The 25,503-nt window shown below is 34.9% G+C and carries 26 protein-coding genes and 1 riboswitch; of the genes, 3 read left to right on the top strand and 23 right to left on the bottom strand.

Features of this window, described 5'->3' with window-relative positions; translation table 11 throughout:
• Positions 1 to 201: 201 nt before the first annotated feature.
• The 7 genes from F8162_RS19150 to F8162_RS19120 form a co-directional block, all read right to left on the bottom strand.
• The gene (locus F8162_RS19150) at positions 202 to 810 is read right to left on the bottom strand and encodes a genetic competence negative regulator (RefSeq protein WP_001235391.1); all 609 of its coding nucleotides are present in this window, start codon (positions 808 to 810) and stop codon (positions 202 to 204) included.
• Between the two features lie 77 nt (positions 811 to 887).
• Positions 888 to 1,763, bottom strand: coding sequence for a MerR family transcriptional regulator (locus F8162_RS19145; RefSeq protein WP_151631084.1), 876 nt, complete (start codon positions 1,761 to 1,763; stop codon positions 888 to 890).
• Entirely contained in the window at positions 1,763 to 2,539 is a 777-nt protein-coding gene (locus tag F8162_RS19140; protein ID WP_151631085.1) for a metallophosphoesterase, read from the bottom strand. Before F8162_RS19140 ends, F8162_RS19145 begins: the two co-directional genes overlap by 1 nt.
• A 58-nt stretch (positions 2,540 to 2,597) precedes the next feature.
• Positions 2,598 to 3,077, bottom strand: coding sequence for a LysM peptidoglycan-binding domain-containing protein (locus tag F8162_RS19135; RefSeq protein WP_151631086.1), 480 nt, complete (start codon positions 3,075 to 3,077; stop codon positions 2,598 to 2,600).
• A 22-nt stretch (positions 3,078 to 3,099) separates the two neighbouring features.
• Positions 3,100 to 3,663 carry a CPBP family intramembrane glutamic endopeptidase gene (locus F8162_RS19130; protein WP_151631770.1) on the bottom strand — a complete coding sequence of 188 codons (564 nt, stop codon included), beginning with the start codon at positions 3,661 to 3,663 and terminating at the stop codon, positions 3,100 to 3,102.
• On the bottom strand, positions 3,663 to 5,192 hold the full coding sequence (locus F8162_RS19125) for a RecQ family ATP-dependent DNA helicase (protein ID WP_151631087.1): 1,530 nt from the start codon (positions 5,190 to 5,192) through the stop codon (positions 3,663 to 3,665). Before F8162_RS19125 ends, F8162_RS19130 begins: the two co-directional genes overlap by 1 nt.
• Entirely contained in the window at positions 5,182 to 6,243 is a 1,062-nt protein-coding gene (locus F8162_RS19120; RefSeq protein ID WP_151631088.1) for a helix-turn-helix domain-containing protein, read from the bottom strand. The genes F8162_RS19125 and F8162_RS19120 overlap by 11 nt, the downstream gene beginning before the upstream one ends.
• Before the next feature lie 298 nt (positions 6,244 to 6,541).
• Here F8162_RS19120 and F8162_RS19115 point away from each other — a divergent pair, with 298 nt between their 5' ends.
• On the top strand, positions 6,542 to 6,790 hold the full coding sequence (locus tag F8162_RS19115) for a ferredoxin (RefSeq protein ID WP_001151994.1): 249 nt from the start codon (positions 6,542 to 6,544) through the stop codon (positions 6,788 to 6,790).
• Positions 6,791 to 6,912: 122 nt separating this feature from the next.
• Here the strand turns inward: F8162_RS19115 and F8162_RS19110 are convergent, their stop codons facing one another.
• Positions 6,913 to 7,491, bottom strand: a complete 579-nt coding sequence (locus tag F8162_RS19110) for an ECF transporter S component (protein ID WP_151631089.1) — start codon at positions 7,489 to 7,491, stop codon at positions 6,913 to 6,915.
• A gap of 162 nt (positions 7,492 to 7,653) precedes the next feature.
• A riboswitch (FMN riboswitch) is annotated at positions 7,654 to 7,793 on the bottom strand.
• 245 nt (positions 7,794 to 8,038) lie between these two features.
• Between F8162_RS19110 and F8162_RS19105 the strand changes: the two genes are divergently transcribed.
• Entirely contained in the window at positions 8,039 to 8,725 is a 687-nt protein-coding gene (locus F8162_RS19105) for a hypothetical protein (RefSeq protein ID WP_151631090.1), read from the top strand.
• Between the two features lie 28 nt (positions 8,726 to 8,753).
• Here F8162_RS19105 and F8162_RS19100 read toward each other — a convergent pair whose 3' ends face one another.
• From F8162_RS19100 to F8162_RS19035, 14 genes are all read right to left on the bottom strand, one after another.
• On the bottom strand, positions 8,754 to 9,368 hold the full coding sequence (locus tag F8162_RS19100; protein ID WP_151631091.1) for a peptidoglycan DD-metalloendopeptidase family protein: 615 nt from the start codon (positions 9,366 to 9,368) through the stop codon (positions 8,754 to 8,756).
• Positions 9,369 to 9,452: 84 nt separating this feature from the next.
• A complete protein-coding gene (locus F8162_RS19095; RefSeq protein WP_151631092.1) occupies positions 9,453 to 10,034 on the bottom strand; it encodes a cob(I)yrinic acid a,c-diamide adenosyltransferase in 582 nt (193 codons plus the stop codon).
• Positions 10,035 to 10,168: 134 nt separating this feature from the next.
• Positions 10,169 to 11,944, bottom strand: coding sequence for a sensor histidine kinase ResE (resE, locus tag F8162_RS19090; RefSeq protein ID WP_151631093.1), 1,776 nt, complete (start codon positions 11,942 to 11,944; stop codon positions 10,169 to 10,171).
• Complete coding sequence (gene resD, locus F8162_RS19085) at positions 11,944 to 12,660, bottom strand: DNA-binding response regulator ResD (protein WP_000426862.1); 717 nt, start codon at positions 12,658 to 12,660, stop codon at positions 11,944 to 11,946. Before resD ends, resE begins: the two co-directional genes overlap by 1 nt.
• A 301-nt stretch (positions 12,661 to 12,961) precedes the next feature.
• Positions 12,962 to 14,119: a cytochrome c biogenesis protein ResC gene (gene resC / locus F8162_RS19080; protein WP_151631094.1), complete on the bottom strand. Its 1,158-nt coding sequence runs from the start codon at positions 14,117 to 14,119 to the stop codon at positions 12,962 to 12,964.
• A 14-nt stretch (positions 14,120 to 14,133) separates the two neighbouring features.
• A complete protein-coding gene (gene resB, locus F8162_RS19075; protein ID WP_151631095.1) occupies positions 14,134 to 15,759 on the bottom strand; it encodes a cytochrome c biogenesis protein ResB in 1,626 nt (541 codons plus the stop codon).
• Positions 15,760 to 15,880: 121 nt separating this feature from the next.
• Positions 15,881 to 16,402: a thiol-disulfide oxidoreductase ResA gene (gene resA / locus F8162_RS19070; protein WP_151631096.1), complete on the bottom strand. Its 522-nt coding sequence runs from the start codon at positions 16,400 to 16,402 to the stop codon at positions 15,881 to 15,883.
• A 93-nt stretch (positions 16,403 to 16,495) separates the two neighbouring features.
• Positions 16,496 to 17,224 carry a 23S rRNA pseudouridine(2605) synthase RluB gene (rluB, locus tag F8162_RS19065; protein ID WP_000440552.1) on the bottom strand — a complete coding sequence of 243 codons (729 nt, stop codon included), beginning with the start codon at positions 17,222 to 17,224 and terminating at the stop codon, positions 16,496 to 16,498.
• A 289-nt stretch (positions 17,225 to 17,513) separates the two neighbouring features.
• On the bottom strand, positions 17,514 to 18,044 hold the full coding sequence (gene spmB / locus F8162_RS19060) for a spore maturation protein SpmB (RefSeq protein ID WP_000029510.1): 531 nt from the start codon (positions 18,042 to 18,044) through the stop codon (positions 17,514 to 17,516).
• Positions 18,041 to 18,637 (bottom strand): spore maturation protein SpmA, encoded by a 597-nt coding sequence (gene spmA / locus F8162_RS19055; RefSeq protein ID WP_151631097.1) that lies wholly within the window; start codon positions 18,635 to 18,637, stop codon positions 18,041 to 18,043. Before spmA ends, spmB begins: the two co-directional genes overlap by 4 nt.
• Complete coding sequence (gene dacB / locus F8162_RS19050) at positions 18,630 to 19,754, bottom strand: D-alanyl-D-alanine carboxypeptidase DacB (protein WP_151631098.1); 1,125 nt, start codon at positions 19,752 to 19,754, stop codon at positions 18,630 to 18,632. Before dacB ends, spmA begins: the two co-directional genes overlap by 8 nt.
• A 111-nt stretch (positions 19,755 to 19,865) precedes the next feature.
• Positions 19,866 to 20,780, bottom strand: coding sequence for a superoxide dismutase (locus F8162_RS19045; protein ID WP_151631099.1), 915 nt, complete (start codon positions 20,778 to 20,780; stop codon positions 19,866 to 19,868).
• 105 nt (positions 20,781 to 20,885) lie between these two features.
• A complete protein-coding gene (locus F8162_RS19040) occupies positions 20,886 to 21,377 on the bottom strand; it encodes a YpuI family protein (RefSeq protein WP_151631100.1) in 492 nt (163 codons plus the stop codon).
• A gap of 21 nt (positions 21,378 to 21,398) precedes the next feature.
• Positions 21,399 to 21,788 carry a hypothetical protein gene (locus tag F8162_RS19035; RefSeq protein ID WP_151631101.1) on the bottom strand — a complete coding sequence of 130 codons (390 nt, stop codon included), beginning with the start codon at positions 21,786 to 21,788 and terminating at the stop codon, positions 21,399 to 21,401.
• A 186-nt stretch (positions 21,789 to 21,974) separates the two neighbouring features.
• Here F8162_RS19035 and mprF point away from each other — a divergent pair, with 186 nt between their 5' ends.
• Positions 21,975 to 24,560 carry a bifunctional lysylphosphatidylglycerol flippase/synthetase MprF gene (gene mprF / locus F8162_RS19030; RefSeq protein ID WP_151631102.1) on the top strand — a complete coding sequence of 862 codons (2,586 nt, stop codon included), beginning with the start codon at positions 21,975 to 21,977 and terminating at the stop codon, positions 24,558 to 24,560.
• A gap of 4 nt (positions 24,561 to 24,564) precedes the next feature.
• On the opposite strand, the gene F8162_RS19025 is transcribed toward mprF, so the two are convergent.
• Complete coding sequence (locus F8162_RS19025) at positions 24,565 to 25,353, bottom strand: hypothetical protein (RefSeq protein WP_151631103.1); 789 nt, start codon at positions 25,351 to 25,353, stop codon at positions 24,565 to 24,567.
• Positions 25,354 to 25,503 lie beyond the last annotated feature (150 nt).

Genomic DNA, 25,503 nt, shown 5'->3' with positions numbered 1-25,503 from the left:
TTACTTTTAGAAAAGTAAAATACTTAAATATTTAAATATTTTTTATTTTAATTACATACAGCACCTGGAAAAGATATATGTAAGTATAATAAAGAATGCTCCAATATTTATGATTCCCGCTATATCATTAATCATTTTGAAATTTTCAGACCGACATTTTAAGTTTTTCCAAATAAAAAACAAAACCTTAGCTATGTTATATTAGCTAAGGTTTTGTTTTTTCACAAAGTAATTGTGTATTTGTTCAATTGCTTGAGAAGCCATTAATTCTTTACCATACTCCATTAGACGATAAATAGTTGCTGTAGACGGATTACCATATTCCGCTAAAATCGCTATAAAATCTGCCTTCAGTAATTGAACTTGCTCCTCTTCTTCCATCCAAAGATAGAAACGACCATCCCACGTATATAGTTTTCCGCCAGTTACATCAAGGTTATATAAACGATTCGACAGGTTAATTACGTCGTCTAGTGTAGCAAACTCATAAAGTATATGCTCACTTTCATCTAGAGTCACTTGCATTTCAATAAACTCGTCACGGAACTCATCATCTGTATCCACATCTTGATGTTCTTTCGTTACAATTACGACCATTCCTTGCGCTTGTAGAGAAAATACTTCAACTGCAATCGGACCATCCGCTTCAAATCCTAGTTCCTTATTTGCTTCTTGCATCATATCACGAAATAATTGCTGTACTTTCGGTGCATTTCTCCACAAATCTTCTTTCGTTAATCCTCGTTCAGATAAATCATCAAATGTTAAGAAAATTTTTATCTTATTGTAATTTAATCGTTCCAGCCTCATCTCATACCCTCCCTACGTAACCAATGAATATAATTCTTATTATATGAAATAGAAAATAGATGGTTCTTTTCGAACAACTATTCTAACATTTTTAACCAATCATCCCATTCTTCTTTCGTATCACCAATTAGGCATGTTTGAATGTTCAACTGATCTCGAGAACCTATTTCTCCTATAAACCCAACAAAAAGGCTCTCACTTTTTTCTTGCAACAAATTCATGTCGTTCATCGCGTTCTTAAGTTCTCGTCCGTCATCAAAAGAGACTACTACATATGTAGGTTGTATTTGCTCAACAGCTAACAAAATACCATCTTCCGCTAAGCTTGACCTAATATATATCACCTCATATCCTTTTAAGCGTAAATACGTTGAGAAAACAAACCCTTTCAACATATTATTTTCTAACACGACAACTTTGTGTATAGAAGAAAATGATGATGCATTATGATACACCATTCCTAGACGAGTTTGTAAAAATGATACGACATATTGGAATTGCACCAATGTAACTTCATTATTATTTTTTAACGTTAACAATTTATTTGACACTTGAAGAACAATACTTGCTATAACTTTTTCTGTTGCATAAATACTGAAAGCCTCGTTTAACAATGCAGAAATTGTAATTTCATCAAATTTTAACAAAGCTTGTAGTAAATCGTCCACTAAAACAACTTCTCTATCGTAATGTATTTCTTTTTGAACATTACGCTGCAAACGATTCCCTTCTAATAATTGAACCGCTTGTCCAATCATCATGCCGGATGAAACCTTGTCCATTAACCATTTCAAAATTTGAATATGCTCTTCTGTATATAATCGATGCCCCGCATGATTCCGCTTTGGGGCAATAATTTGATATCGTCTTTCCCATGCACGAAGCGTACTCGGCTGAATTCCAATTATATTCGAAACCGCTTTTATGTTATATTTCCCGTTTAGAGTTGGCATCATTTCCCTCCGCATAACGTAATAATATGTGTTTGAGCAGGTGCCCGGAAGCGAAGTGGAATCAACGTTGTTCCATACCCATTACTAACAAAAAGCGTCATATTTGAACGCTTATATACGCCACCTTTTAAATATTTTTTAGATGGGAATAATCGAATCTGTCCCCCATGTGTATGTCCACTTAACACAAGTGAAATTTGTTCTTTTCCAGACATTTTATTTATTATATCAGGGTTGTGGCTAATTAATATGCGAAAACCATCTTCTTTGCAATCAGCCAACGCTAAATCTAAACGATCACGTTTCAAACCAACATCATCTACACCGAGTAAACAAATTTTTTCTCCTAGTTCAGACTCAAATACAACTCTTGTATTATCTAAAACTTTCACATTATTTTCTAATAACAAAGCATCTAATTCATGATATTCAATCTCATAATCATTATTTCCCCATACAAAATATACAGGAGCTATCGCTCTTAACTTTTGTATATTTGCAGAGATTTTCGATAAAGGGACGCCTCTTTCCGCTAAATCACCGCCAATAATTACAAGGTCTACTTTTCCTTTTACTTGTTCAATTAATGAACTTGAGATGACCCTTCTATGAATATCAGAAATAAAAAACACCTTTACTTCTTGAAAACTTTTCGGAAATTCTTCAAAAAGTAAAGTATGCTCTAACACAGTATTACGCATCGCTTCTGTATACATTACAAGAAGAAATATAATACCAATACATATGAGAGTACTTAATAAGATAATCCATATCATATATTTTTTACTCCCTTCCTCATAAAGATAACCCTCAGTTTTTATAGTAGGTATGTTACTAGCTCTCCTGCTTTACGGACTTATCTTTTATCGGAATTTTTATTTCTTGACCTACATTCACTTCATCTTCTTGTAAATCATTATACTTTTTAATCACTTCGATCCCAGTTTCATCTGAAAAATATTGCTTCGCTATACTTTCTAAAGTTTCTCCCTCTTTCACCGTATGCGTTACTACTTTCTCAGATGTTGCCTCAGACTCAGATTTAGCTGAATCAAAGAAAATGACCTCAAACGCACTTTTCCCAGCGTTATTACCATCACTTTTCACCTGAATATATTTATCTGTATACCATAAAATACTAATTGGCAGTAATATGAATAGAAATGTTAAAACTCGGACGAAAATATGATTCATTTTAAACTTTTCTTTTTTCTCTTTATTTCTATGAATTTCACTACGCGGCGGTAAACCTTCTTTTTCTTCCACTCGCTCAACTTCTAATTCCTCTTCAAAATCAGGAATTCGTTTTCTCATGTTGTTCACCACCACCTTCCATTTATTTTCTTAATTGGAGTCCCATTATAAAATCAACAAGAAAGTGTGCAAAGATTGTTATAAACAAATTCCCTGTCCATTCAAATACATAACCAAAGACAAAACTAATGAAACAGACGAAACAAAACAAAAATGGCTTTTTTATATACCGAATATGTAACACTGCAAATACTAAACTCGCTATTACAATTCCAAAGTGCGTCTGCACTACACCTCTAAATAGAAATTCTTCTGCAAAACCGATAATGAACGTAATAACGAGTAGATGTATAACTGACATTCCTTGAAACATCCTATCGTTAATACCACCATCATCAAACCAAGACTCTGGAAATACTCGCATTGCAACATAATCTAATAACACAATACCAATTGCTAATAAGCCACCTATTATAAATATAGACACCGGTTCCCACTTCCACAGACTATACACTGATTTTATATCTCGGAATAATATATATGCTAGTAAACAACCGATACCGATAATAATGAACTGTGTGATATACAGATTCAGCCTTATTTCTTTCGGACTCATATCTTCAATATTATGCCTTTGAATGTTCATCATTCCCCCATCTTTTCTAGACCGAAAAGCTTTTGTAACTCTGTTTCCCAATTATAGTCGAAATCCGATTGTAGCGCTTGTCTTTTTTTATAATCTGTTTTTGTAATACTACAATAGTCACAGCAATTTTTTAACTCATTCTCTTTTCTATAACCGAACTGTTGCAACAAATATTCACGTCTACACCCTTTCACTTGTATCCATGATTTCATGTTTTCTAGTTCACTATATTTATTACGTAGCCTTATTTCTACTTCAGCTATTAATCTGTTCATAATTTCATCTGACAAGCTCTCTAATTTTAATTTTCGCTGTTGTATGATTCCAAGCTGTTCGAGATGATAGCGGATGAAACGCCAATATTGTTCATTAAATCTTGCTGCATTATAACAAATTTCTTCTACCTCTTCTATTGGTAATTCTTTCGTTTGAAACATTTTTTCTTGTAGTAAAGAGAATAAAAATTGTATTTGCGACTGACTTGGCAATTCATCTTCAATTATTGAAATTGGTAAATCGTGATCTAACGGACTACATAGTAAGATAGCTATACTCGGTTCACCATTTCTTCCAGCTCTTCCGATTTCTTGTAAATAGGAAGCTATATTAGTCGGATAATGAAAATGAATAATATAGCTCGTATTCGACTTATTTACTCCCATACCAAAAGCACTTGTACATATTACAAGCTGCAACTGGTCATTCATAAACTGCTGTTGAATTAACATACGCTCTTCATGTTCCATACCACCATGATAAAAAGCGACACCAGTCACGCCTTTTCCTCTTAAATATTCCGTTAAACGTTCTGTCCACGCTCTACTTGAACAATATACAATCCCTGGTCCTTGCAAATACATCACCTGGTCCAAAAGCGCCTCTTTCTTCTCTTCTATCGTCTCCACAAATTGTACTTCCATTGCAATATTCGGACGATCAATAGAGTATACATGCTGGGCGACATTCTTTAAACTCAAACTCTCTGCTATATCCCGGAGTACATCTTTCGTCGCTGTCGCCGTTAATGCTAGCACCGCAGGAGACCCGATATTCTCAATGACTACATTTAGTTTTTTATAGTCTGGTCTAAAATCATAACCCCATTGTGAAATACAATGAGCCTCATCCACAACAAATAATGAAATATGAACTTTCTTCAATTCTCTTATTAACACTTCCGACTGCAACATCTCTGGTGAAACAAAAATAAATTTATATGAAGCTAATTTTTTCATCGCTTCTCTTTTTTCGTGTAATGTCCGAAAACTATTAAATGCTATTACTCGGTTTTTCACTACATACTTTAATTGTGTAACCTGATCTTCCATCAAAGATAATAATGGTGATACAACAAGTACTGTTCCTTCTTGCATTAGCCCTGGAAGTTGATAGCACATAGACTTCCCTCTTCCAGTCGGGAGCATCGCTATAACATCTTTTCCTTCTAATAAATCTGTAATTACCCCTTTTTGCCCTGGACGAAATTCAGAATATCCAAACCATCTATATAAATATTCCTCAAGCTTCATTTATACCCTCCATCCGCGCCAATACAAGACGAACTTCAAAATAAGAGATACCCTCTCCAACCGCTTGTTTCAACTCACGCAACTTACGTGTTTGTAATGCCTCAATTACTTTTGTTACTCTATCTATTTTGTCTTTTTCCATAAACATCTCGATTGAAAACTCTTTTTCCCTCAAAGCAATTTCAACAAAATGATCTTCTATCGTTGCAACCTTTAAATTTCTAATTATCGCTATTTCATCTAAAGAGCGTCCTTGTCTCCAAAAATTATATGTTTTTTTCGTTGATAAACTAAATAATTCAGCTCTCTCATTTGGATAAGAGATAATCTCAGCTAATAGCGGAAATTCATTTTCTTTATCGCGAACTTCTTGTATAAAGAAGTGAATTGTACCCCAAAATAAAAAATACACCTGGAATATATCTTGTTTCGTAATTTCCGCTAATTGCTGCAATGTACAACCGATACGTTCATATCCTGTTAATCGATATGTTACAATCGTCGCTTCTACCACATCACCTTTTCCTAAAAGATTATGTATTTCTTTCCATAATCTTTTCGCCAATTCACTTCGCCTATATGGTACACCTGTTAAAAAGCGTTTTACCCACACTGTTATTTCTGTATCTTGTTGAATGGGAATAAACTTCGTATTATTCTGTTGTAAATTAGATATAGTTTGAATAATTAATGATAATCGTTTCCAAAATGTTTCACCTAATTCACCATAGTGTAAACCATGTAAATACGCGGGAAAAGCATACACTTCCTCCCATGTATGCAACTGCATTTTACCTTTAGATGTTAACAAATATGTATTTTCATGTATTTCTTGAATCAAATCTGCTTGCAACAACTTTGTAACTTCACGATCATAGTCTGTTCTATTTAACGATTTATATATTCCAAACAAAAATGAAATTCGGAACATATTTCCATCTTGTAACGTTTGCGAAGATCGTTTTCCTTTTAATAAATAATAAATAGAAGAAACGGTCCTTTCACCATTCAATTGTTTTAAACAATACAATAAAGTATATTGTAGTTGCATTACCGCTTCCACCTTTCAATCTAACTTAATTACTTTTTAGTATGATTGCACCATTCTACGTTACTCATTAAACTTATCATATCGGCACTATGTACTTGTATATAGTATATTGTACCAAACGAAATAACATTTACGTATTTTGAAAATCTTATGACATAATGCAAAAATTAGTTGACACTCTAATTGATAAGGATTATCATTATAATTTTATGTTGAAAAGTTTTAAAAACCGTTTTACAATAAGGTTATAATTTTTATGGCGAGCTTTTCACATACATATTATCAGGAGGGAAAAAAGATGGCAAAATATACAATCGTTGATAAAGATACTTGTATCGCATGTGGTGCTTGCGGCGCTGCTGCACCAGACATTTATGATTATGATGATGAAGGTATTGCGTTTGTAACATTAGACGATAACCAAGGTATCGTTGAAATTCCAGATGTATTAATTGAAGATATGATGGATGCATTCGAAGGTTGTCCAACTGACTCAATTAAAGTTGCTGATGAATCATTTGATGGCGACTCTTTAAAATTCGAATAGTCTTTTATTAACTTCAAAAAATATCCCTCATTAATATGAGGGATATTTTTTGTTTTCTATTTTCATTCTACTTAATAAAAAACCATTAGTAGTTCCATACTACTAATGGTTTTATTTTACATTTATGCATTTTTCATTTTTGCAAACACCCATACTTTCAGGCGTGAGAATAACGCTACAAATACAATTGTCACAACAATTCCTTTAATCAAATTAAATGGTAAGATTGCAGTTACAACCGTCGTTCTTATAGCTTCGCTAGACATAGCTGGTGAATTTAAAAACCAAGTGTAAGCTGGGAATATGATGATGTAATTTAATACACTCATAATGAGCGCCATTGTAATTGTCCCTAGCATTAATCCTGTCGTTAAACTTTTAACAGTACGATACTTCCTAAATAAGAAAGCTGCTGGTCCAATAAATAAACATCCTGCAATAAAGTTAGCTATTTCTCCAACTGGTACTCCCGTTAAACTCCCTTGAATCCCGTAATGTAAAATGTTCTTTATCGCCTCTACAATTATCCCTGCAACTGGCCCGAAAATAATCGCAGCAATTAAAGCTGGTACATCACTAAAATCAATCTTTAAAAATGGCGGAAGCCCAGGGAACGGGAAGTCCAACATCATCAGTAAATATGCAATACTACTTAGCATCGCTACACTCACCATCTGCAATACACTGTTTTTTTGTTTCATCTTTCTCTCTCCTTTTCCATCGATCTTCTCATGGAAAGTGGAAAGGTTCTGCTATGCCTACTTTTTCATAGAACGAAAAAACCCTTTGTGTTTTACACAAAGGGAGAATTTAAGGCACATCAAACAGACGTTCAAATCCATATCTTTTTTGAACGCTTGAACCTCCATCTTCTCCCATCCAGACTGTACTGTCGGCTTTGGAATCACACCAAATCCTGCCTTAACGGCTCGCGGGCTTAGAACAAAATCACATATAGTTCATCACCGCCGGTCGGGATTTTCACCCTGCCCCGAAGATAGACCGATATTCTATTTTCCATTCCATTATACAACAACATGATCGTATTGTGAACAAAAAAAGCGTAACTTATTAAAAATAAGTTATTAATTTTATATAACCAAAACTAGTCATTTTATTTTACAATACACCCCATATTTTTTAGTATTCGGCATTTCTTCTATGAATCCCCTAGTCATATATAATTAAAAGTGATAAGATGTTGAATTGTTAAGATAAGAACATTTTCTGGATTACGGAGGAAATGTCATGGAGAAAGAAAAGAGACACTCTATTCGAGAAGCAATGAAAAAAAACTTACGAAAAGAATACTTTTACTTAAAAAAAGAATTACTTTTCTACTGCCCAATTGATTTAGGCACATTCTCAAGCGAGACATACTATGCTGCTTTCGACGAGGATGGCATCAGTATTTATCAGTATGATAAAAAAACAGAAAGTAAATTAAAATTATGTGAGCGTCATCCGTGGAAGAGTTGGAATAAAGTGAAGGTGGATCATTATTTAACAACCTCTCAATTTATTTTCCAAGGGGAGCGAAACTGGATATTATCCATTTTCCAAAAAGGAAAAGAAGCTCAAAAAATAATTGAAGAGCATACATCTTTACAAACTGAAGTTGTGTCCCGCTCTTTCTTGAAAAAACTTCCAGGTTTTCGTTCTAATGCACCATTGAATAAGTACATCGGCAGCATTTGCTACACTGCACTTATTGCATTTTTATTAAAATGGATGATTCCATTTCAAGCACCACAAATCGCCCTGTACTCCATTTCAATCGGTTTTATGCTTCTTGGTTTACTTTGTTTAACAATCGGTTTAATTGAACCGACTATTGTACTGTTTCGAACAAATGAAAAAACAAGAACGAAAGTATTTTACTTATATAGCTACTTAGCTATTTCTGGATTTATATGTGTCTTTATTTTTTGGTAAAAAAAGAGCTAGTTAAACTAGCTCTTTTTTACTTTACGTATAATTGTTGATTTGGATAAATAAGCTCTTGCTGCAAGTCGTTTTTTTCTTTTATTTCCTTAACTGACATACTAAATTTCCGTGCAATACTAACTAAAGTGTCTCCTTTTTGGACGACATATAATGATGAAGAAACGGCTTCATTTCTTTGTTCATGTAAAACAAGCAACGGATTCATCGCATTCTTTTTCGCCATCGTCCATCTTCCTTGATGAACTTCTAAATGCAAGTGCGCACCTCGCGATTCTCCTGTGTTTCCTACTTCTCCAATTATTTTTCCTTTTGAAATATAATCCCCTTGAACTACATATCTCTTATTTAAATGTGCATATACAGCCTCATATTCTCCATGTTTAATAAATACAACGTTTCCGTAACTACTGGAATAATAAGACTTTGTTACCTTACCTTCTTGAATTGCTGCCACAGGCGCGCCGATCGGTGCCGCTATATCTATACCGTAGTGTTTTCCGTGCCTTGTCCCAAAATAATCACTTATCTGTCCTTCAACAGGCCATGTCCATTGATTTTCCTCTGCGTATACATGTAATTGAGATAAAAACAATACTGTCAATAACATGACGCCACATTTTAACACTTTCATATACATCCTCCGTTTTCTAATTACCACCATACCTTCTCTATTTTGGTATATTACAGAAAAAAGTATACAAAAAAAGAAAGTGGATCACTCCACTTCCTTCTCATTTTTATCCCGAAAAACGATTGCACTACGATTATACTCTACATCTTTTACTTGTAATCGAGCATTTATTACTCTAGCTACTGCAAACAAATAATCAGATATTCTATTTACATACTTTAGAATAACTTCATTGATTTCTCCTTCTTTTTGTAAAGACACTATACATCGTTCTGCTCGCCTTACAACTGTACGTGCCATATGAATAGCAGCAGCCGGTTCGCTTCCACCTGGTAAAATAAAGCGCTCTAGCGGCGGTGCTTCTTCTATATACAAATCAATCCTTCTTTCTAAGCTTTCGACCATTTCAATCGTCACTTTATAAGGGATTTTCCCTGCTACTATCGCCAAGTCTCCTCCGCAATCAAATAATTCATGTTGAATATTTTCAAGTTCATTGTAAATATCTCCGAAAGACCCGCCTTGTAGCTTCGTCATTGCATACCCAATATGAGAATTCGCCTCATCTATTGTGCCATATGCTTCAACTCGGATATCATCTTTATCCACTCTGCCACCTATTACACTTGTTTTCCCTTTATCTCCTGTTTTTGTGTATAGTTTCATCGCTTTACGACACCCCTCTTATTATTCTTCATTCGACTAAGATAGAAAAAAGTTCTACTATTATTTATTTAATTGATTTACAAAAAAATAAAAACAGTAGAACTTTATTCATTATCAACTTTAAAAACGCATATCTAAATTATACGATTCGGTAAATATACAGAGAATGTAGTTCCCTCTCCAACAACACTTGAAACAGCAATTTTCCCCTCATGGCCTTGCACAATATTTTTTGCAATCGCAAGTCCGAGTCCTGTTCCACCTTTTTTCCCACGTGTTCTTGCTTTATCAGCTTTATAGAAACGATCAAATAAAAATGGAATATCTTCTTCGGGAATACCAGCGCCCGAATCTTGCACTTCAAAAATAAGTCCATTATTTTTCGTATCAATTACAAGCGTTACATGCCCGCCTGCATTCGTATGACGAATTGCGTTATCAATTAAATTCGTCAATACTTGTTCCATACGATCTGCATCAAACGGGTATTGCTCAATTGGATTTTGGAAATCAACCGTTAATTCGACTTCTTTATCCTTTGCAATCCCTTGGAATTTACGACCTATTTTTTCAACGAAAGGATGAATATCTACTTCACCGATATGTAACTCTACATTACCACTTTCCATACGCGCTAAATCTAACAATTCATTTACAAGTTTACCTAAACGAACGGATTCATCATAAATGATTTGAACAAACTCATTAATTTCTTCTTTCGTTTGCACAATATCATCTAAAATTGCTTCACTGTATCCTTGAAGCATTACCATCGGTGTACGAAGTTCATGTGATACGTTCGCAATAAAGTCTTGGCGCATCTTCTCAAGACGGCGTTCTTCCGTCATATCACGCAATACTGCTACAGCACCACGAATTTTTGTTTGATTGTAAAGCGGCGTCATAAGAACTACGTAGTTACCTTTTTGTAAATTAATTTCAACTACTTGTTGTTGTTCGCTTTCTACAACGAGATGGAATAGTTCAACAAGTTCAGAAGGTAGCTTTTTACTTAATTCTACTTCTTTTTCTTCTTGCCAAACTTGTAAGAAATGTTCAGCCGGCGGATTGATTACAACAACTTCGCCTTCCTGATTTAACGTAATAACCCCATCTGCCATACTACTTAAAATACTAGCTAACTGTTCTTTTTCTTGCTGCAGGGCATTCATATTAAACTTCAACTGTTTCCCCATTTGATTTAAGGCCGTTGCAAGCTCACCAATCTCGTCCTGAGATACCATAGGAGCTTTCGCATCAAACTTCCCACGCGATACCTCAAAAGCAACCTCACGCATTTTACGAAGTGGTGCTGTAATTCGAGTAGATAAGAAGAATGCAAAGAAAGTTGTTAATATAATCGCAATCCCTGCTGATAAGAATATAAAATCAGTCGTTCTTTCCATACCTTGTATCGGCACTTGTAACGATTCGTATACGAACACTGCACTTTGATTTTTTGAATGTACTGGTTTTCCGACAATCATAATATCATTTTCAGTGTTTTTATTCTTTCTACTATTAGAGGCTTTTCTAATGTTATTCTTAATTTCTTTTTTGTCTGTAAAAACAGCCGCTAATTCTTTATCTTCTTTCAAATCATCCATTGTAAGAGTGACTAAACCTTCTTGTTTCGGCGAAGAAGATATTTCTTTACCATCTTCTACAATAATGATCCTTGAAAGTGGATCAGAGAATTTGTACGCGATATTCTCAATCGTTTTTACATCGGCACCTTCTTCAATTAACTCTGAAACACTTGTTGCAACTTTTTGAAGCCTAGTTTCACTCATATCAACATAATATGTTCTAAAAAACTGTGAAAGTAAAATTGCAACAAATCCAAGCACAAACGAAACGAGAAGTAATATGGTCATCCATAACTTCCCTACTACACTTCTCCAAAGCATCAGTCGTTCACAACCTCAAACTTGTAACCTACGCCCCAAACGGTAACAATCATCTTCGCAGCATCTGGTGATTTTTTGCTTAACTTCTCACGTAAACGCTTTACATGCGTATCAACTGTACGTAAATCTCCGAAGAATTCATATTGCCATACTTCTTTTAACAATTGCTCACGATCAAACACTTTATCAGGCGCTTTCGCTAAGAATAATAGTAATTCGTACTCTTTCGGTGTTAGGTTCACCTCATTACCATCTGCTGTAACACGGTGTGCATCATTATCAATTGTTAAATGAGGGAACACAGTAACATCTTTTGTCGTTGTATCTTGTGTAAAGAATGTTGTTGGTACAGAACGGCGTAAGACCGCTTTCACACGAAGCACTACTTCACGTGGGCTAAATGGTTTCACAATATAATCATCTGTGCCTACCTCAAACCCTTGTACTCGGTTTACTTCTTCACCCTTTGCTGTCAACATAATAATTGGTGTCGCTTTCTTCTCACGAACCCCTTTACACACTTCAATACCATCTTTACCAGGCATCATAAGATCTAATAGGATTAAATCGTAATCATTTTGTAACGCCATTTCTAAAGCTGTATCACCATTGTCCGCTTCTTCAATTGTGTATTGTTCTCTTTCTAAATACATTTTCAACAAACGACGAATACGATCCTCATCATCTACAATTAAAATTCTTGATTCATTTTCCATTTCTACCCGTTGCGTACTTTACCACAACGGTTTACACCTACCCTTCTACACTAGTATGTTGCGCTATTCTCGTTTATTTAAGCAATCTTCTAAATGTTTCACTTCCCATATTATGCTTCACAAGAATAATAAAGTTTGTTCAATTTTTTTCCAAAACTATGTATTTTTTTTGAACAGTATATAATGTCCTCGACATCATTTTACAAAATCAACCGCTACTTTGTCATGTTTTTCTCAAAAAAGAAGAAAAGTTGACAAAAATAAAATAGGAAAGTGACATTCACTCTCCTATTTTATTTCTCTATGCGTATGAATGTAAACCCGCGATAATTAAGTTTACTACAATAAAGTTAAACATAATGATTGCAAAACCAATTACCGCTAACCACGCTGACTTCTCTCCGTGCCACCCTTTTGATAAGCGTAAATGTAATACCGCCGCATAAAAGAGCCAAGTAATAAGCGCCCAAACCTCTTTTGGATCCCAGCCCCAAAAACGCGTCCACGCTATTTGTGCCCAAATCATCGCAAAGACTAAAGCTCCTAATGTAAACACTGGGAATCCAATTGCAATAGATCGATATCCGATTTCATCTAGTAAATCACTATTTGTATTCTTTACTAACGGCTGAAGTGCTGCCGATACTCGTTTCCGTAAAACAAGTCTTAATACGATATATAGTAACGTTCCAACTAACACTGACCAAATTACAGTATTTAATTTTTTTGCATTTACAATCGCTGGAACTTCAACTGTCGGCTCTAATTTATTTTCTGTCAATAACTTTCCTTCGTGCGGTCCCACTAAAGCCGGCAGGTTGTACTTCATTTCCACTTGTTGTTCATTTTTATCAATCCATTGAAACTTCGCTTCATATTTCATACTAGAAAATACCGTTGTCACTCCAATAAAACCAACTGTACAAACAAGTGTGAACACGACCGTTTCTAGCCAAAATGTACGTTTGCTTCTCGTTGATTGATCTACATTTTTCAATAAATACATAACGCCCGTAATAAAACTAATTGCTAAAATTGCTTGTCCTGCTGCTGCAGTCGTCACGTGAATATGTAGCCAATTACTTTTTAAAGAAGGAATAAGCGGAGATATCTCCCTCGGAAACATACTTGCATAGGCAATTAATAAAAGCGCAACTGGTAATGCAAAGAGTCCAATTATACTTACGCGATACATAAAATACATGACAATAAATGCCCCGACAAGCATCATGCCGAAAAATGTACCGAATTCAAAAAAGTTACTAACTGGTGCATGTCCTGATGCAATCCATCTTGTAACAAAATATACTGTTTGTGCAATAAATCCTAAAATTGTAATCGTTATTCCTACATTTGCCCATTTATGACCCTTTTCTTTAATTGCTCCCCCGAAAAATAGAGTGGCAATTAAATATAAAATAAATGCGGTAAAGAGAAAGTTACTACTTATTTGCACCATATCGTTTCCCCACCTTAACTAAATTTTTTATCCACTATTTTATCGCTTGGTTGCGGAATTGCTGTACCTTCTAGTACTCTTTCAATATCTTTCTTTAAACCGAACCAATTTTTATTCGTATGTCCTGCAATCCACCATTCATCATTAACGCGTTGTATCCAAATACGGCGATGATTCCAATACATCCCTTGAATGACACCAACCATAAATATAAATCCTCCAATACCAAGAATCCAAAGCGTTAAATCTTTCCTTATAGTAAGTGCTGTTGCATTTTGCATTTCCACACCTGCAAATGACATTTTATATTTGTTATTCCCGTCTGGTTCTATATTTTGCTGAATACCAACAAAACTCACTTCACCGTCTGGTGTTTCAGGCGTAAACATTTTAAACACAAATGCAGGGTTGTTTGGCAATTTCGTTTTCGTATTTGGTCTTCCATTCTCATCAAAATAAAAATCAGGGAAATAGCTTAATAGTTCTAAAGAATAACCATTTCCTAAATCGAATTTTTCTGTAGGATTCGTTAAATCAACTTTGATTGGTCCCCACTTTTGGTTATTTTCTTTATTTTGCAAATGGAATGACATACTTTTAAATTCACTTTCTTTGTAATCCACTTGATATACAGCAAATTGATCAAATTTCAGCGGTTCATTTACTCGAATTTCCGCTTCTTTTACTTTTTCTAATTTCGGTTTTTGTCCTGCTATATTTTCGCCGACTGCTTTATACAATACAGCATTGGTTTGGAAGTTTTTCGCAATCATTTTATCACCTACACGGTCAATTGCTTCATCAAAAACTTCCTTGTCCTTACTTTTATCATAAACTTCCTTTATAAATTTCTCGTTTTTTAAATAGTATTGACCATCCGTTCCTGGTATTTCTTTCGTTTCACCGTCACGTAACCAAAGCGCTTCGTCTACGTACATACTCGGTAAAAAACGGAGCATTGCACCGAATAAAAAGATAATGAGACCAATATGATTCACATATGGACCCCAGCGTGAAAACCGTCCCTTTTCAGCTAAAATGTTACCGTCTTCCACTTTCACATTATAGTTCGTTTTCTTTAAATTCATTTGGACTCTTTCCAAATCACCATCTCGCGGTGTACCAGTGCCGTATAACCTTTGTCTCTTTAAAAAGCTAGGGTGTCTTTTCACACCTTGCTTCTTTAAAGCTTTATAAAGCGGAATGACACGGTCTAAGCTACATATCACAAGTGAAATACCAATTGAAGCAATTAAAATCATATACCACCATGAACCATATAAATTATTAAATCCTAATTGATAGTATAATTGCCCTAAAAATCCGTATTCTTGCTTATAATATTCAGCGGGTGCAACCCCTGGAGTTATGTACATTTCTTGCGGAAAAATAGTTCCAATCGCCGATGCAGCTAAAGTAATTACAATGAGCCATACACCCACTTTTACAGAAGAGAAAAAGCTCCAAATTTTATCGACTATCGTTTTTGTTTGCGTGAGAGATCTTCGAGCACTCCCCTCATAGCGCATATCCAATAGTTTTATATTTTCATTGCTTTCAAACGGTTTCCCGCAAGCTTCACAAAAAACAGTTCCTATTGGATTCACATGTCCACATTCACACTTAATTTCTTTCAACACTCTCACCGCCCTTGTATCTATGTGTACTATTGTATATTCTAACCTTAAGTTACCATAATACTCAGAATTTTTAAACCGAAGGTACTATAGGTAAGCACCTCCTATGTAAAGGCTTTCTTTATTAGGGAGTAATTTTCTTTAAATATCCTTCTAACTGTTCTTTCGTTTGTTCACCTATAATTTGTTCCACTACTATTCCATTTTTATCAATCAAGAAGCTTGTCGGTAATGGTCCTACCCCATATGTGCTTATGATTTTTGTTCCTTTATCAATAGCAACCGGGAATTTCAAATCATATTGTTTCACAAAGTTCTTAACAGCAATATCTGTTTCATCTGCATCTAACGCAATGATTTCTACGCCTTTTTCTTTATACTTTGGATATAATTCGTTCATATAAGGCATTTCTTTCTCACAAGGTTTACACCAAGTGCCCCAAAAGTTTAAAAATACACCTTTTCCCTTTAAATCTTTTAATTCAATTTTCTTTCCTTCTAAATCTGTCACAACAAAGTTAGGTGCTTCTTTTCCGATTTGCATTTTCTCTTTATCAGCAAAGAATCCTTGATAAAGTGTAAATCCTACAGCACCGCTTAAAATGAGCAGAATAATAACGCGAAATAATAAGCGATTTTTTTTCATATTGTCTCCCCTCTCTTCGACGAGTGATAAATATATGTATTTTTAATAAATCACCAGCGGAGCATTCCACTGGTGAAAGTTTCACACTATCGATTAGCGCGGCTTTGTAGAAGCCAATGCACGTAATTGTTTCACCTCATGTGGTGACAATTCTCTCGCATCACCAGGTCGCAAGCTACCCACTTCTAAAAAGGCGTAGCGTTCACGCTTTAGTTTCACTACTTTACAATCTAACGCTTCAAACATGCGGCGTACTTGACGATTACGTCCTTCATGAATCGTTAATTGTACAATCGCCGTTTCTTTACGCTTGTCCCAAGAAATAATTTTCACTTGTGCTGGTGCTGTTTTCCCATCTTCTAATGCAACACCTCGTTCTAACATGCGAATTTTCTCACCTGTTAATGGCCCTTTAATTTTTGCAACATATGTTTTTTCAACTTTATATCTCGGATGCATTAATACATTTGCAAATTCCCCATCATTTGTCATCAATAATACGCCAGACGTATCATAATCTAAGCGTCCAATTGGGAATAAACGTTGTCTAATTTCAGGGAAAAAGTCTGTTACAACACTTCTTCCTTTATCATCTGATACACTTGAAATTACGCCAGTTGGTTTATATAGTAAAAAATAAACAGGTTCTTCTTTTTCAAGAGGGATGTTATTTACTTCTACTTTATCTTGAGGAGTTACTTTCGTTCCTAACTCCTTTACTATTTTTCCATTCACTTTTACTTTTCCTTGCTGAATTAATTCCTCAGCCTTTCTTCTCGATGCAATACCTGCTTGCGCAATCACTTTTTGTAATCGTTCCATTTCTTTTTTTCACCTCGAATTTATCTTACCTTACATTAGAAAGACTTGGCAACCGCATACACTTGACGGCTTTTCGCTTCATCTCACTTAAACAACATAGCGATGATAATAAACATATAAAGGTCAAATCATGTTTTTACCTTTTATTATTGTCCACCTTTTTCATATTTCTCACAATAAAAGTTCATCATTTTGTCAAAATTACCGCATAAAAAAACCACTATTAAGCAACAACTTAATAGTGGTCGTATACGTATTATAAGCGAAATAGCATAAAAAATGAATAGCATTACTGAAACAATAAAGAAACAAACACAATTGAACAAATAATTCCGATTAAATCGGCAAAAAGTCCTACTTTTAATGCATCTCCCATTTTTCTAATTCCAACGGCTCCGAAGTATACTGTTAAAATATAAAAAGTTGTATCTGTACTTCCTTGCATCGTAGAAGCTAGCCTTCCAATAAACGAGTCTGGCCCATATGTGGCAATTAAATCGGTCGTAATACTTAAACCAGCAGAGCCTGAGATAGGGCGTATAAGTGCTAGCGGAACAATTTCTGCTGGGACATGAATTAAATCTAACATCGGCTTCATTACTGATATCATTGCATCTAATGCACCTGAAGCTCGAAATATAGAAATAGATACGAGCATCCCAACCATAAACGGTAAAATGGAGATCGCAATTTGAATTCCTTCTTTTCCTCCCTCAACAAACGATTCATAGGTTGGCACTTTCTTGATCGTTCCATATAAAAGGATAAAACCAATTACACAAGGGATTACCCATAATGAAATTGTATTTACAATGCTCATTTTTTCCGCCCCTTCCTACTCCTTCTTCGGTAAAAATAGCGGTCAATCCAAATCGCTCCGATCATAGAGAGTACTTGTGCAATGAATGTTACCCCAACAATTTCAGTAGGATTTGCTGATTCATACGTCATTCGAATCGAAATCACGGTTGTAGGAATTAAAGTAATTGCTGATGTATTTAACGCGAGAAACGTCACCATAGAACGGCTTGCCGAATCCTTCCCTCCATTTAACTCTTTCAATTGTTCCATCGCTTTAATACCAAGAGGAGTCGCTGCATTACCTAATCCAAAAAAGTTCGCCATCATATTCGATAAAATAAATCCCATTGACGGATGATCTTTCGGTATTTCTGGAAACAACCTTTTTACTATTGGCATAAAAAATGACACTAACTTTTTTAACAACCCTGCTTCCTCTGCAATTTTCATTAAACCGAGCCAAAATACTAAAACACTAATGAGTCCTATACAAATTGTTACTGCATCTTTTGCCCCGTCAAATACAGCTTTATTTATTTCTTCCATCGTTCCGTTTATCATGGCATAAACAATCCCTATGACCGCCATCGCTACCCATACGAGATTAACCATCGCTCCCAACACCTATCATATGAGAAAAGATTTCTTTCACATTATTCCAATACATTCCCGTCCTAGCTACTAACTTTCGTTTACTATAAAATAAATTCCGTTCTCCAACTCTCTCATTGCCAACATAAATTTCTGTCTTCCCAACCTTTACCCCATCTTTAAGTTTTGCACTTTTATCGAGTTCAACTTTTAATACGACATCCTTTCTTTCCTGCTCAGTTAACGGCACCGCAAAACTATTTTTCGTATATACATGATTGGCATATTTCTTTTCAGTTATTTCAGCAAGAGCTCCTTGTCCTATAACGTTCGTTTGCTTGAAACGTTCAAAACCTTTATCAAATAAATTCATATGATCATCCCAATCACTAGAAGCGCTCAAAGTTACAACGATTAGATCTAGTCCATCTTTTGATGCTGTGGTAACAAGCGTCCGTCCTGCTTTCTTCGTAAAACCTGTTTTTCCTCCTGTTGCAAATTCATAATACGACGTCACAAGTTTATGTTTGTTTTTCCACGGATAATCCCACGAATCTGATTTATAAGTTTTTGTCCCAAAAATCTTCTTAAAGGTTTCGTTCCCCATTGCATACTTCGTTAAAAGTGCCATATCATAAGCAGACGAATAATGAGATCCATCTCCATCCAAGCCATGTGGGTTTGAAAAGTGCGTATCTTTCATTCCAATTTGTTTCGCCTTTTCGTTCATTAAATATACGAACCCTTCTATACTCCCTCCTACATTTTCAGCAATTACTTGGGCTGCATCATTACCAGATCTAAGCATGAGTCCGTATACTAAATCCTCTAACTTCACTTTCTGTCCAGGCTTTAAATAAATTGCTGAACCTTCTACTCTTACTGCTTCATTACTAACCGATACCATTTCTTTCATTTTGCCTGATTCAGCAGCTAACAAGGCAGTCATAATTTTTGTTATACTAGCAATCTTTTGTGGCTCATGTTCTGCTTTTCCGTATAATACACGACCTGACTGTTGCTCCATTAATACAGCATTTCGAGCACTGACATTACTGTTCATCTTTGCATATGTAGGAATTGGCATAACACTTGCGTACATAATAAGAAGCGTGATTATTACACAAATTCGTCTCATATTTCCCCCCACGTCCTTTTGGCACTTTTTGTACAAGTGTATGCTTGGCCTTTTAAAATATGAACGAAATATCCCTCACATTCCAATAAAAAAGACGCAGAGAGCCTGCGTCTAATACGGTGTCCATTCAATTTGTTTCGCACTTTCAAATCTTTTTTCCACATCAGGCCAATTGACAACATTCCACCAGTTTTTAATATATTCATCTTTTCGATTTTGATATTGTAAATAATACGCATGTTCCCACACGTCTAGTACGAGGAGCGGTATCGTATCCCATTGTGTAAATAATTGATGAAGTGTACTCTGCAAAATTTCTAACCTTCCAGATCGTGGCACCCAAACGAGAATCGCCCATCCTGATCCTTCCACTTTAGAAGCTGCTTCTGTGAAATGTTTTTGAAAACGTAAAAAACTCCCAAAATCTTGTTCAATTTGTTGTGAAAGAGCCCCTCTTGGACTTCCGCCACCATCTTTTTTCATGTTATTCCAAAATATCGTGTGTAAGTAATGACCTGATCCATGAAACGCCGCTTCTCTTTCCCAATGCTTAATTAAATCAAATTGATTCGTTTTTCTCGCTTCTTCCATCATCTTTTCTGCTTTATTTAATCCTTCCACGTAACTACGATGATGTTTATCATGGTGTAACATCATAATTTCTCTAGAAATATACGGTTCTAACGCATTATACGGATAAGATAATGGTGGAAGTGTGTGTCCTCCAATTGGAACAGCTCGTTCACTATCCCCTCTTTCATATAGTTCATATTCCTCTTCTCCCTGCACGAACACTTCCTGCAAATGATGTTGAATATGCTCTACATCATCACTTATTTCATACATAAACTCTGCATCTGTATCATACTCATGCTCTTTCATACGGTCTAATAACGTTTGAATTTTATAAGCAAGCATATGGACATCATACACTTCCATTGCACGACTATCTAATACATGAAGAACACTTTCACACCAGCTTTCTACTTCATGAAAGTAATCTGTAAATACACCTTGCTGACTCATGTTACACCTCCTTAATGCTATCCCCTTAAATATATTCAAAGGAAATCCCTTATATAACTGTACAAAAGGAAAAGAAGCTAATTCCCCTTAGCTCCTTTTTCGCCATTAATATTTGTGTAACATCTTTGTTTGATAATCCGTCTCATAATATTCTAGTTCTTCACGCATCAATTGAAATTTACCTTCTAAACTCTTCATCACTTGCTCTATAGATGCAGGTGGCGTTTGTTGAAAAACGATGGAGTTTTTCCCTGTATAAGCAGATCGACTATTTTCGTACCAATGATCATTCTTTGGTGAAAAAAACTCAGCTATTACTTGATGATAAATTTTATATAGAATCTTTTCAGCTGCTGTTTTTCGAAATGGCTGGCTATTTAACAAAACAAAACATGCATCATGTCCTTCTTCACAAAAAACGAGAAGACGTCTTATTGACGCTAATAACCCTTTATAATATTGTTCATTCCCTGCTGGTGTCTCTTCTAATAAAGAAGGCAACGTATGATAATTTACATAATTGGTTATCAAAGTAATAACATCTTCTAAAAACATAGAAACTTGTTCTGTTTGATTTTCAACCATTAGATTAGACATTTTTCCCTCTCCTTTGCCATTTCACGCTATTTCTACTCTTTTATTTTTATGTAATTCAGCCAATATTTCTTGTGCTTTCACCACTGTTCCCGCATCAAAATATTGTTGGAATTCTTCTATATTATTTAAATACAAACGTTTTTGCATGCGAAGCTTATTCTCTTTCAGTAAACAACATATCGCTACAATATCCCGCAAATATATGTCTTGTTCTTCTACTTTACATACTGGATTTCCTTCAAAAGGAGTAATTTCTTGTAAAACTTCTTCAAAATACCGAACGTATAAAACGGAAAAGATTCTTTCTTTATCATTTAATATATATTTCACTTCAGATCTATTAAAAAAATCTTCTGATGTATTAGGTTTTGCTTTCTCTAGCTCATACCCCGCATAACCCATTATAATCATCTACTTCCCCTCTCTTCCTTCTTCCAATTCATTTTAACTTAATTTTCTGACAAACGAAATACTCTTTTAAATATAACTATCATAAAAAATAGCTTCCTTATACAGGAATTTACCTTTTTATTTTTCTTGAAGTTTGTCATAATAATATTATTGTCTCAGTTTTCTTATACAAGGAGAGTTGTATTTATGTCGTTTTCATGGAAACGTTTCTTACAAATCGGGAAAATTATCTTCCCATTTGTTGTATTAACAATTGTATTCTTTCAAGCAAAAAAAGAATTAGCAGGCATTTCTTTTTTAGAAGCAATCAATACAATTAAAAACATTCCAACCGGAGGAGTCTTTTTAGCAATTACACTTGGTGCATTTGCCGTATCAACAATGTTCTTTTATGACTATGTTATGCTTCGTTATTTAAAAGCTGATATACCCGTCCAAAAGATTTTCCGCATCTCATGGATTGCTAATACTTTAAATGGATTTATCGGATTTGGTGGTCTCGTTGGAGCTGGTGTACGCACAATGCTTTATCGTCCATACATAAAAGAAAATGGCAAACTTATTAAAAGTATCGCTTGGATGACAACCGCTTTTATTAACGGATTAGCTATTCTTTCATTCCTCGGACTTATCGGAATATTAGACACAAGTTTTATTTTGCATGAAAAACCGTGGCTATGGCCTGTTCTTATCTTTTTCGCTCTTTTCGTCCCTATATATATCGGCTTTTCTAAACTAAAAAATAGAAAAACAAAGCAAACCGAAGGACTAGAAGAAGGAGAAGAAGAGAAAAACCCAACTGTATTATACTCATTAGTTTCATTAGTCGAGTGGATATCTGCTGGTATTGTTATGTACGTCATATTAATATTATTTGGCATCGATATCGAATTTCAAAAGTTTTTAGGTGTATATGTAATCGCAGCTTTAGCTGGCGTTGTTAGCCTTGTACCTGGTGGACTTGGGTCATTTGATCTTGTCTTTTTAACTGGACTCGGACAATACGGCATTGATACAGGCGTATTACTACCTGCTATGTTATTATATCGCCTCGTTTATTACATTTTACCTTTCTGCCTTGGTCTTATTTTTGCAGCTTTTGAAATGACAGGCGTGGCCATTAAAAAGTTTGAAGATAAACCTTTTATTGCGCCTGCATTAGAAACGACTGGTGTTATATGGACTTTGCAGCGTGACTTTCTAGGAAAGTTAGGTTCTTGGGCATCTGCTGCTTTAACAGTATTTGCTGGCTTAATGGTTATTTTATCGACCATTCTACCGACAAGTATAAACCGAGCACACGCCTTACATATTCTAGCTCCAAAACATCTTATTCAATTTTCTTTTAGCTTATCACTAACATTCGGTATTCTCCTCCTGATCCTTTCACGAGGCATATATTATGGAACAAAGCGTTCTTACTATATGACGATTATTTCTTTAATAGGAGCAGCCATCTTTAATACGCTAAAAGGGATTGATATTGAAGAGACGTTTATTTTATTAATCGTACTCGCTGTATTATATATGCTTCGTAAAAGATTTGTACGCGAGAAAATGGAAGTCTCCCTTTCTGATATGGTAAAAGTTTTTATATTCTTACTCATAACTTTATATTTATATAAAAACTTAGGTATTTTATTTGCAGGTGCAAAAGAAGCTTTTAAACCTGATTTTGTCGTTCGTAATATTACGCAAGTGAAACGAAGTGCATTAGCAGCTGCCTTTTTCGTTCCTACATTTTTACTGATTGGCTCACTCATTGCTAATCGTTATCGAAATGAATTTCCCGGGCAACCAGCTAATGATAAAAGATTGCAAAACTTTTTAGATGAACATGATGGAAATGTACTGAGTCATTTAGGATTTTTAGGAGATAAACAATTCTTCTTCAGTAGTGATGGGAAAGCGCTCCTTCTCTTCTCTATAACTGGAAAACGTCTCGTTGTGCTAGGCGATCCAATCGGGGATCCCTCCTCCTACCGTACTGTGTTACAAGAGTTTTTAGCTGAGGCTGATCGATTTGGATACATTTGTGTATTCTACCAAATAGAAAGTAAATGGATGAGTTTATATCATGATTTTGGTTACAACTTCTTTAAGCTTGGCGAAGAAGCTGTCGTTGATTTGAATACATTTACAATAACGGGGAAAAAACGGGCCGGTATGCGAGCGACTTTCAACCGTTTTGAACGAGAAGGCTATACATTCTCTATTCACCAGCCACCTCTCTCAAACGAGTTATTTGAAGAGTTAAGAAAAGTTTCAGATGCGTGGCTCGGCGGAAAAAAAGAGAAAGGTTTTTCACTCGGATACTTTGACCGTGAATATATTAGCCGCGCACCTATTGCTACATTATCTGATGCGGATGGAAAAATCATCGCATTTACAACTTTTATGCCCGTATATCAAGACGGATCGTTGTCTGTTGATTTAATGCGATATTATCCAGATGCACCTAGCGGCATTATGGATGCAATTTTCATCCACCTATTCCAGTGGGCAAAAGAAAATGAATACCATTCCTTTAATATTGGTATGGCACCACTTTCAAATGTAGGTTTATCGACACAGTCTTTCTGGTCTGAACGAGTTGCTGCTGCCATCTTTAATAATGTTCGTTATACGTATAGTTTCAGCGGGTTACGACATTTTAAAGAAAAATACAAACCAGCATGGAGCGGTAAATATTTAGCATTTAGAAAGAATCATTCTTTACCAATTACAATGCTCTCTGTAACAAAATTAATAGGAAAAAGAAAAAACGGCTAAACATTTAGCTGTTTTTTCTTTTTTGAACTTGTACAATAAATTCTTTTTCATATTTCTTACCATTTATATAGAAATCTCCCCATATTTTATACGTTCCTTCAGCAGGGAATGTAATACGATATTGTAATTGCTCATCTGTATCAACAGGTATTGCGTATAAAAAATTTTCTCTCGTTTCGTCCACGATATAGAGCGACTCCACTTCTCCTCTCTCTGAATGTAATTTCAATTTCTCACCCTTTTTCGCTTGGAATTGAAATGTTAACGTCGCTGGTTCATTCGGATGTAATGCACCAAATAAAAGAGAAACTTCATACTCCCCTATTTTTTTTGTAAGTACACTATCGATTGGAAATTTGACTTTCTTCTTATTTTTCTCCTCTACTTCTTTCCCAAAATCTTTCTTCGAAAATGATTTCACCGACTTGTTTTTGTCTTCATATAAAAATATTGTATATCTTTCATCTTTCGCTATTTTGGAAGATACTTTATATGATCCATTCCCTGCAAATGTAGGTTTCATTTGTTGTACATGCTTTAATTGTCCGTCCACAATAACTGCCCGAATTTGATCATTTACACCACGAACTTCATTATTTTTATTATTTAGTAATTGAAACGAAATATCTACTTTCTCATTTCCTTTTCCATTTGACACATCCCATTTTACTTCCTGAACATCACCTACAGTCTCTGTAGTTTCTTGATACTTTTTTATGTAAAATCCGCCTACTACAATAAATAACAAAGCAACAAGTCCAATGACGAGATTTTTCAAAACATCACCTACCATTTTTATTGTCTCTGTTCATACAAAACTTCTTACATATATATTCTAGATTATGATTTATGAAATCCTCCTGTTTTGCACATATTACAAATAATAAAAAGATTTTAATTGAAAGGATTCGTAGTGTATAATGCAAATGATATTGATTTCTAT

Source organism: Bacillus sp. CH140a_4T (assembly GCF_008923725.1).
Classification (GTDB): Bacteria; Bacillota; Bacilli; order Bacillales; family Bacillaceae_G; genus Bacillus_A.
Note: the sequence above shows the minus strand (reverse complement) of the source record. Positions and strands in the feature narration are given on the sequence as shown.

Bases quoted from the DNA above. Each gene is read 5' to 3' on its own strand.
- F8162_RS19150 (WP_001235391.1), bottom strand. From the start codon at position 810: ATGAGGCTGGAACGATTAAATTACAATAAGATAAAAATTTTCTTAACA.
- F8162_RS19145 (WP_151631084.1), bottom strand. From the start codon at position 1,763: ATGCCAACTCTAAACGGGAAATATAACATAAAAGCGGTTTCGAATATA.
- F8162_RS19140 (WP_151631085.1), bottom strand. From the start codon at position 2,539: ATGATATGGATTATCTTATTAAGTACTCTCATATGTATTGGTATTATA.
- F8162_RS19135 (WP_151631086.1), bottom strand. From the start codon at position 3,077: ATGAGAAAACGAATTCCTGATTTTGAAGAGGAATTAGAAGTTGAGCGA.
- F8162_RS19130 (WP_151631770.1), bottom strand. From the start codon at position 3,663: ATGAACATTCAAAGGCATAATATTGAAGATATGAGTCCGAAAGAAATA.
- F8162_RS19125 (WP_151631087.1), bottom strand. From the start codon at position 5,192: ATGAAGCTTGAGGAATATTTATATAGATGGTTTGGATATTCTGAATTT.
- F8162_RS19120 (WP_151631088.1), bottom strand. From the start codon at position 6,243: ATGCAACTACAATATACTTTATTGTATTGTTTAAAACAATTGAATGGT.
- F8162_RS19115 (WP_001151994.1), top strand. From the start codon at position 6,542: ATGGCAAAATATACAATCGTTGATAAAGATACTTGTATCGCATGTGGT.
- F8162_RS19110 (WP_151631089.1), bottom strand. From the start codon at position 7,491: ATGAAACAAAAAAACAGTGTATTGCAGATGGTGAGTGTAGCGATGCTA.
- F8162_RS19105 (WP_151631090.1), top strand. From the start codon at position 8,039: ATGGAGAAAGAAAAGAGACACTCTATTCGAGAAGCAATGAAAAAAAAC.
- F8162_RS19100 (WP_151631091.1), bottom strand. From the start codon at position 9,368: ATGAAAGTGTTAAAATGTGGCGTCATGTTATTGACAGTATTGTTTTTA.
- F8162_RS19095 (WP_151631092.1), bottom strand. From the start codon at position 10,034: ATGAAACTATACACAAAAACAGGAGATAAAGGGAAAACAAGTGTAATA.
- resE (WP_151631093.1), bottom strand. From the start codon at position 11,944: ATGCTTTGGAGAAGTGTAGTAGGGAAGTTATGGATGACCATATTACTT.
- resD (WP_000426862.1), bottom strand. From the start codon at position 12,660: ATGGAAAATGAATCAAGAATTTTAATTGTAGATGATGAGGATCGTATT.
- resC (WP_151631094.1), bottom strand. From the start codon at position 14,119: ATGGTGCAAATAAGTAGTAACTTTCTCTTTACCGCATTTATTTTATAT.
- resA (WP_151631096.1), bottom strand. From the start codon at position 16,402: ATGAAAAAAAATCGCTTATTATTTCGCGTTATTATTCTGCTCATTTTA.
- rluB (WP_000440552.1), bottom strand. From the start codon at position 17,224: ATGGAACGATTACAAAAAGTGATTGCGCAAGCAGGTATTGCATCGAGA.
- spmB (WP_000029510.1), bottom strand. From the start codon at position 18,044: ATGAGCATTGTAAATACAATTTCATTATGGGTAATCCCTTGTGTAATT.
- spmA (WP_151631097.1), bottom strand. From the start codon at position 18,637: ATGGTTAATCTCGTATGGGTAGCGATGGCGGTCATAGGGATTGTTTAT.
- dacB (WP_151631098.1), bottom strand. From the start codon at position 19,754: ATGAGACGAATTTGTGTAATAATCACGCTTCTTATTATGTACGCAAGT.
- F8162_RS19045 (WP_151631099.1), bottom strand. From the start codon at position 20,780: ATGAGTCAGCAAGGTGTATTTACAGATTACTTTCATGAAGTAGAAAGC.
- F8162_RS19040 (WP_151631100.1), bottom strand. From the start codon at position 21,377: ATGTCTAATCTAATGGTTGAAAATCAAACAGAACAAGTTTCTATGTTT.
- F8162_RS19035 (WP_151631101.1), bottom strand. From the start codon at position 21,788: ATGATTATAATGGGTTATGCGGGGTATGAGCTAGAGAAAGCAAAACCT.
- mprF (WP_151631102.1), top strand. From the start codon at position 21,975: ATGTCGTTTTCATGGAAACGTTTCTTACAAATCGGGAAAATTATCTTC.
- F8162_RS19025 (WP_151631103.1), bottom strand. From the start codon at position 25,353: ATGGTAGGTGATGTTTTGAAAAATCTCGTCATTGGACTTGTTGCTTTG.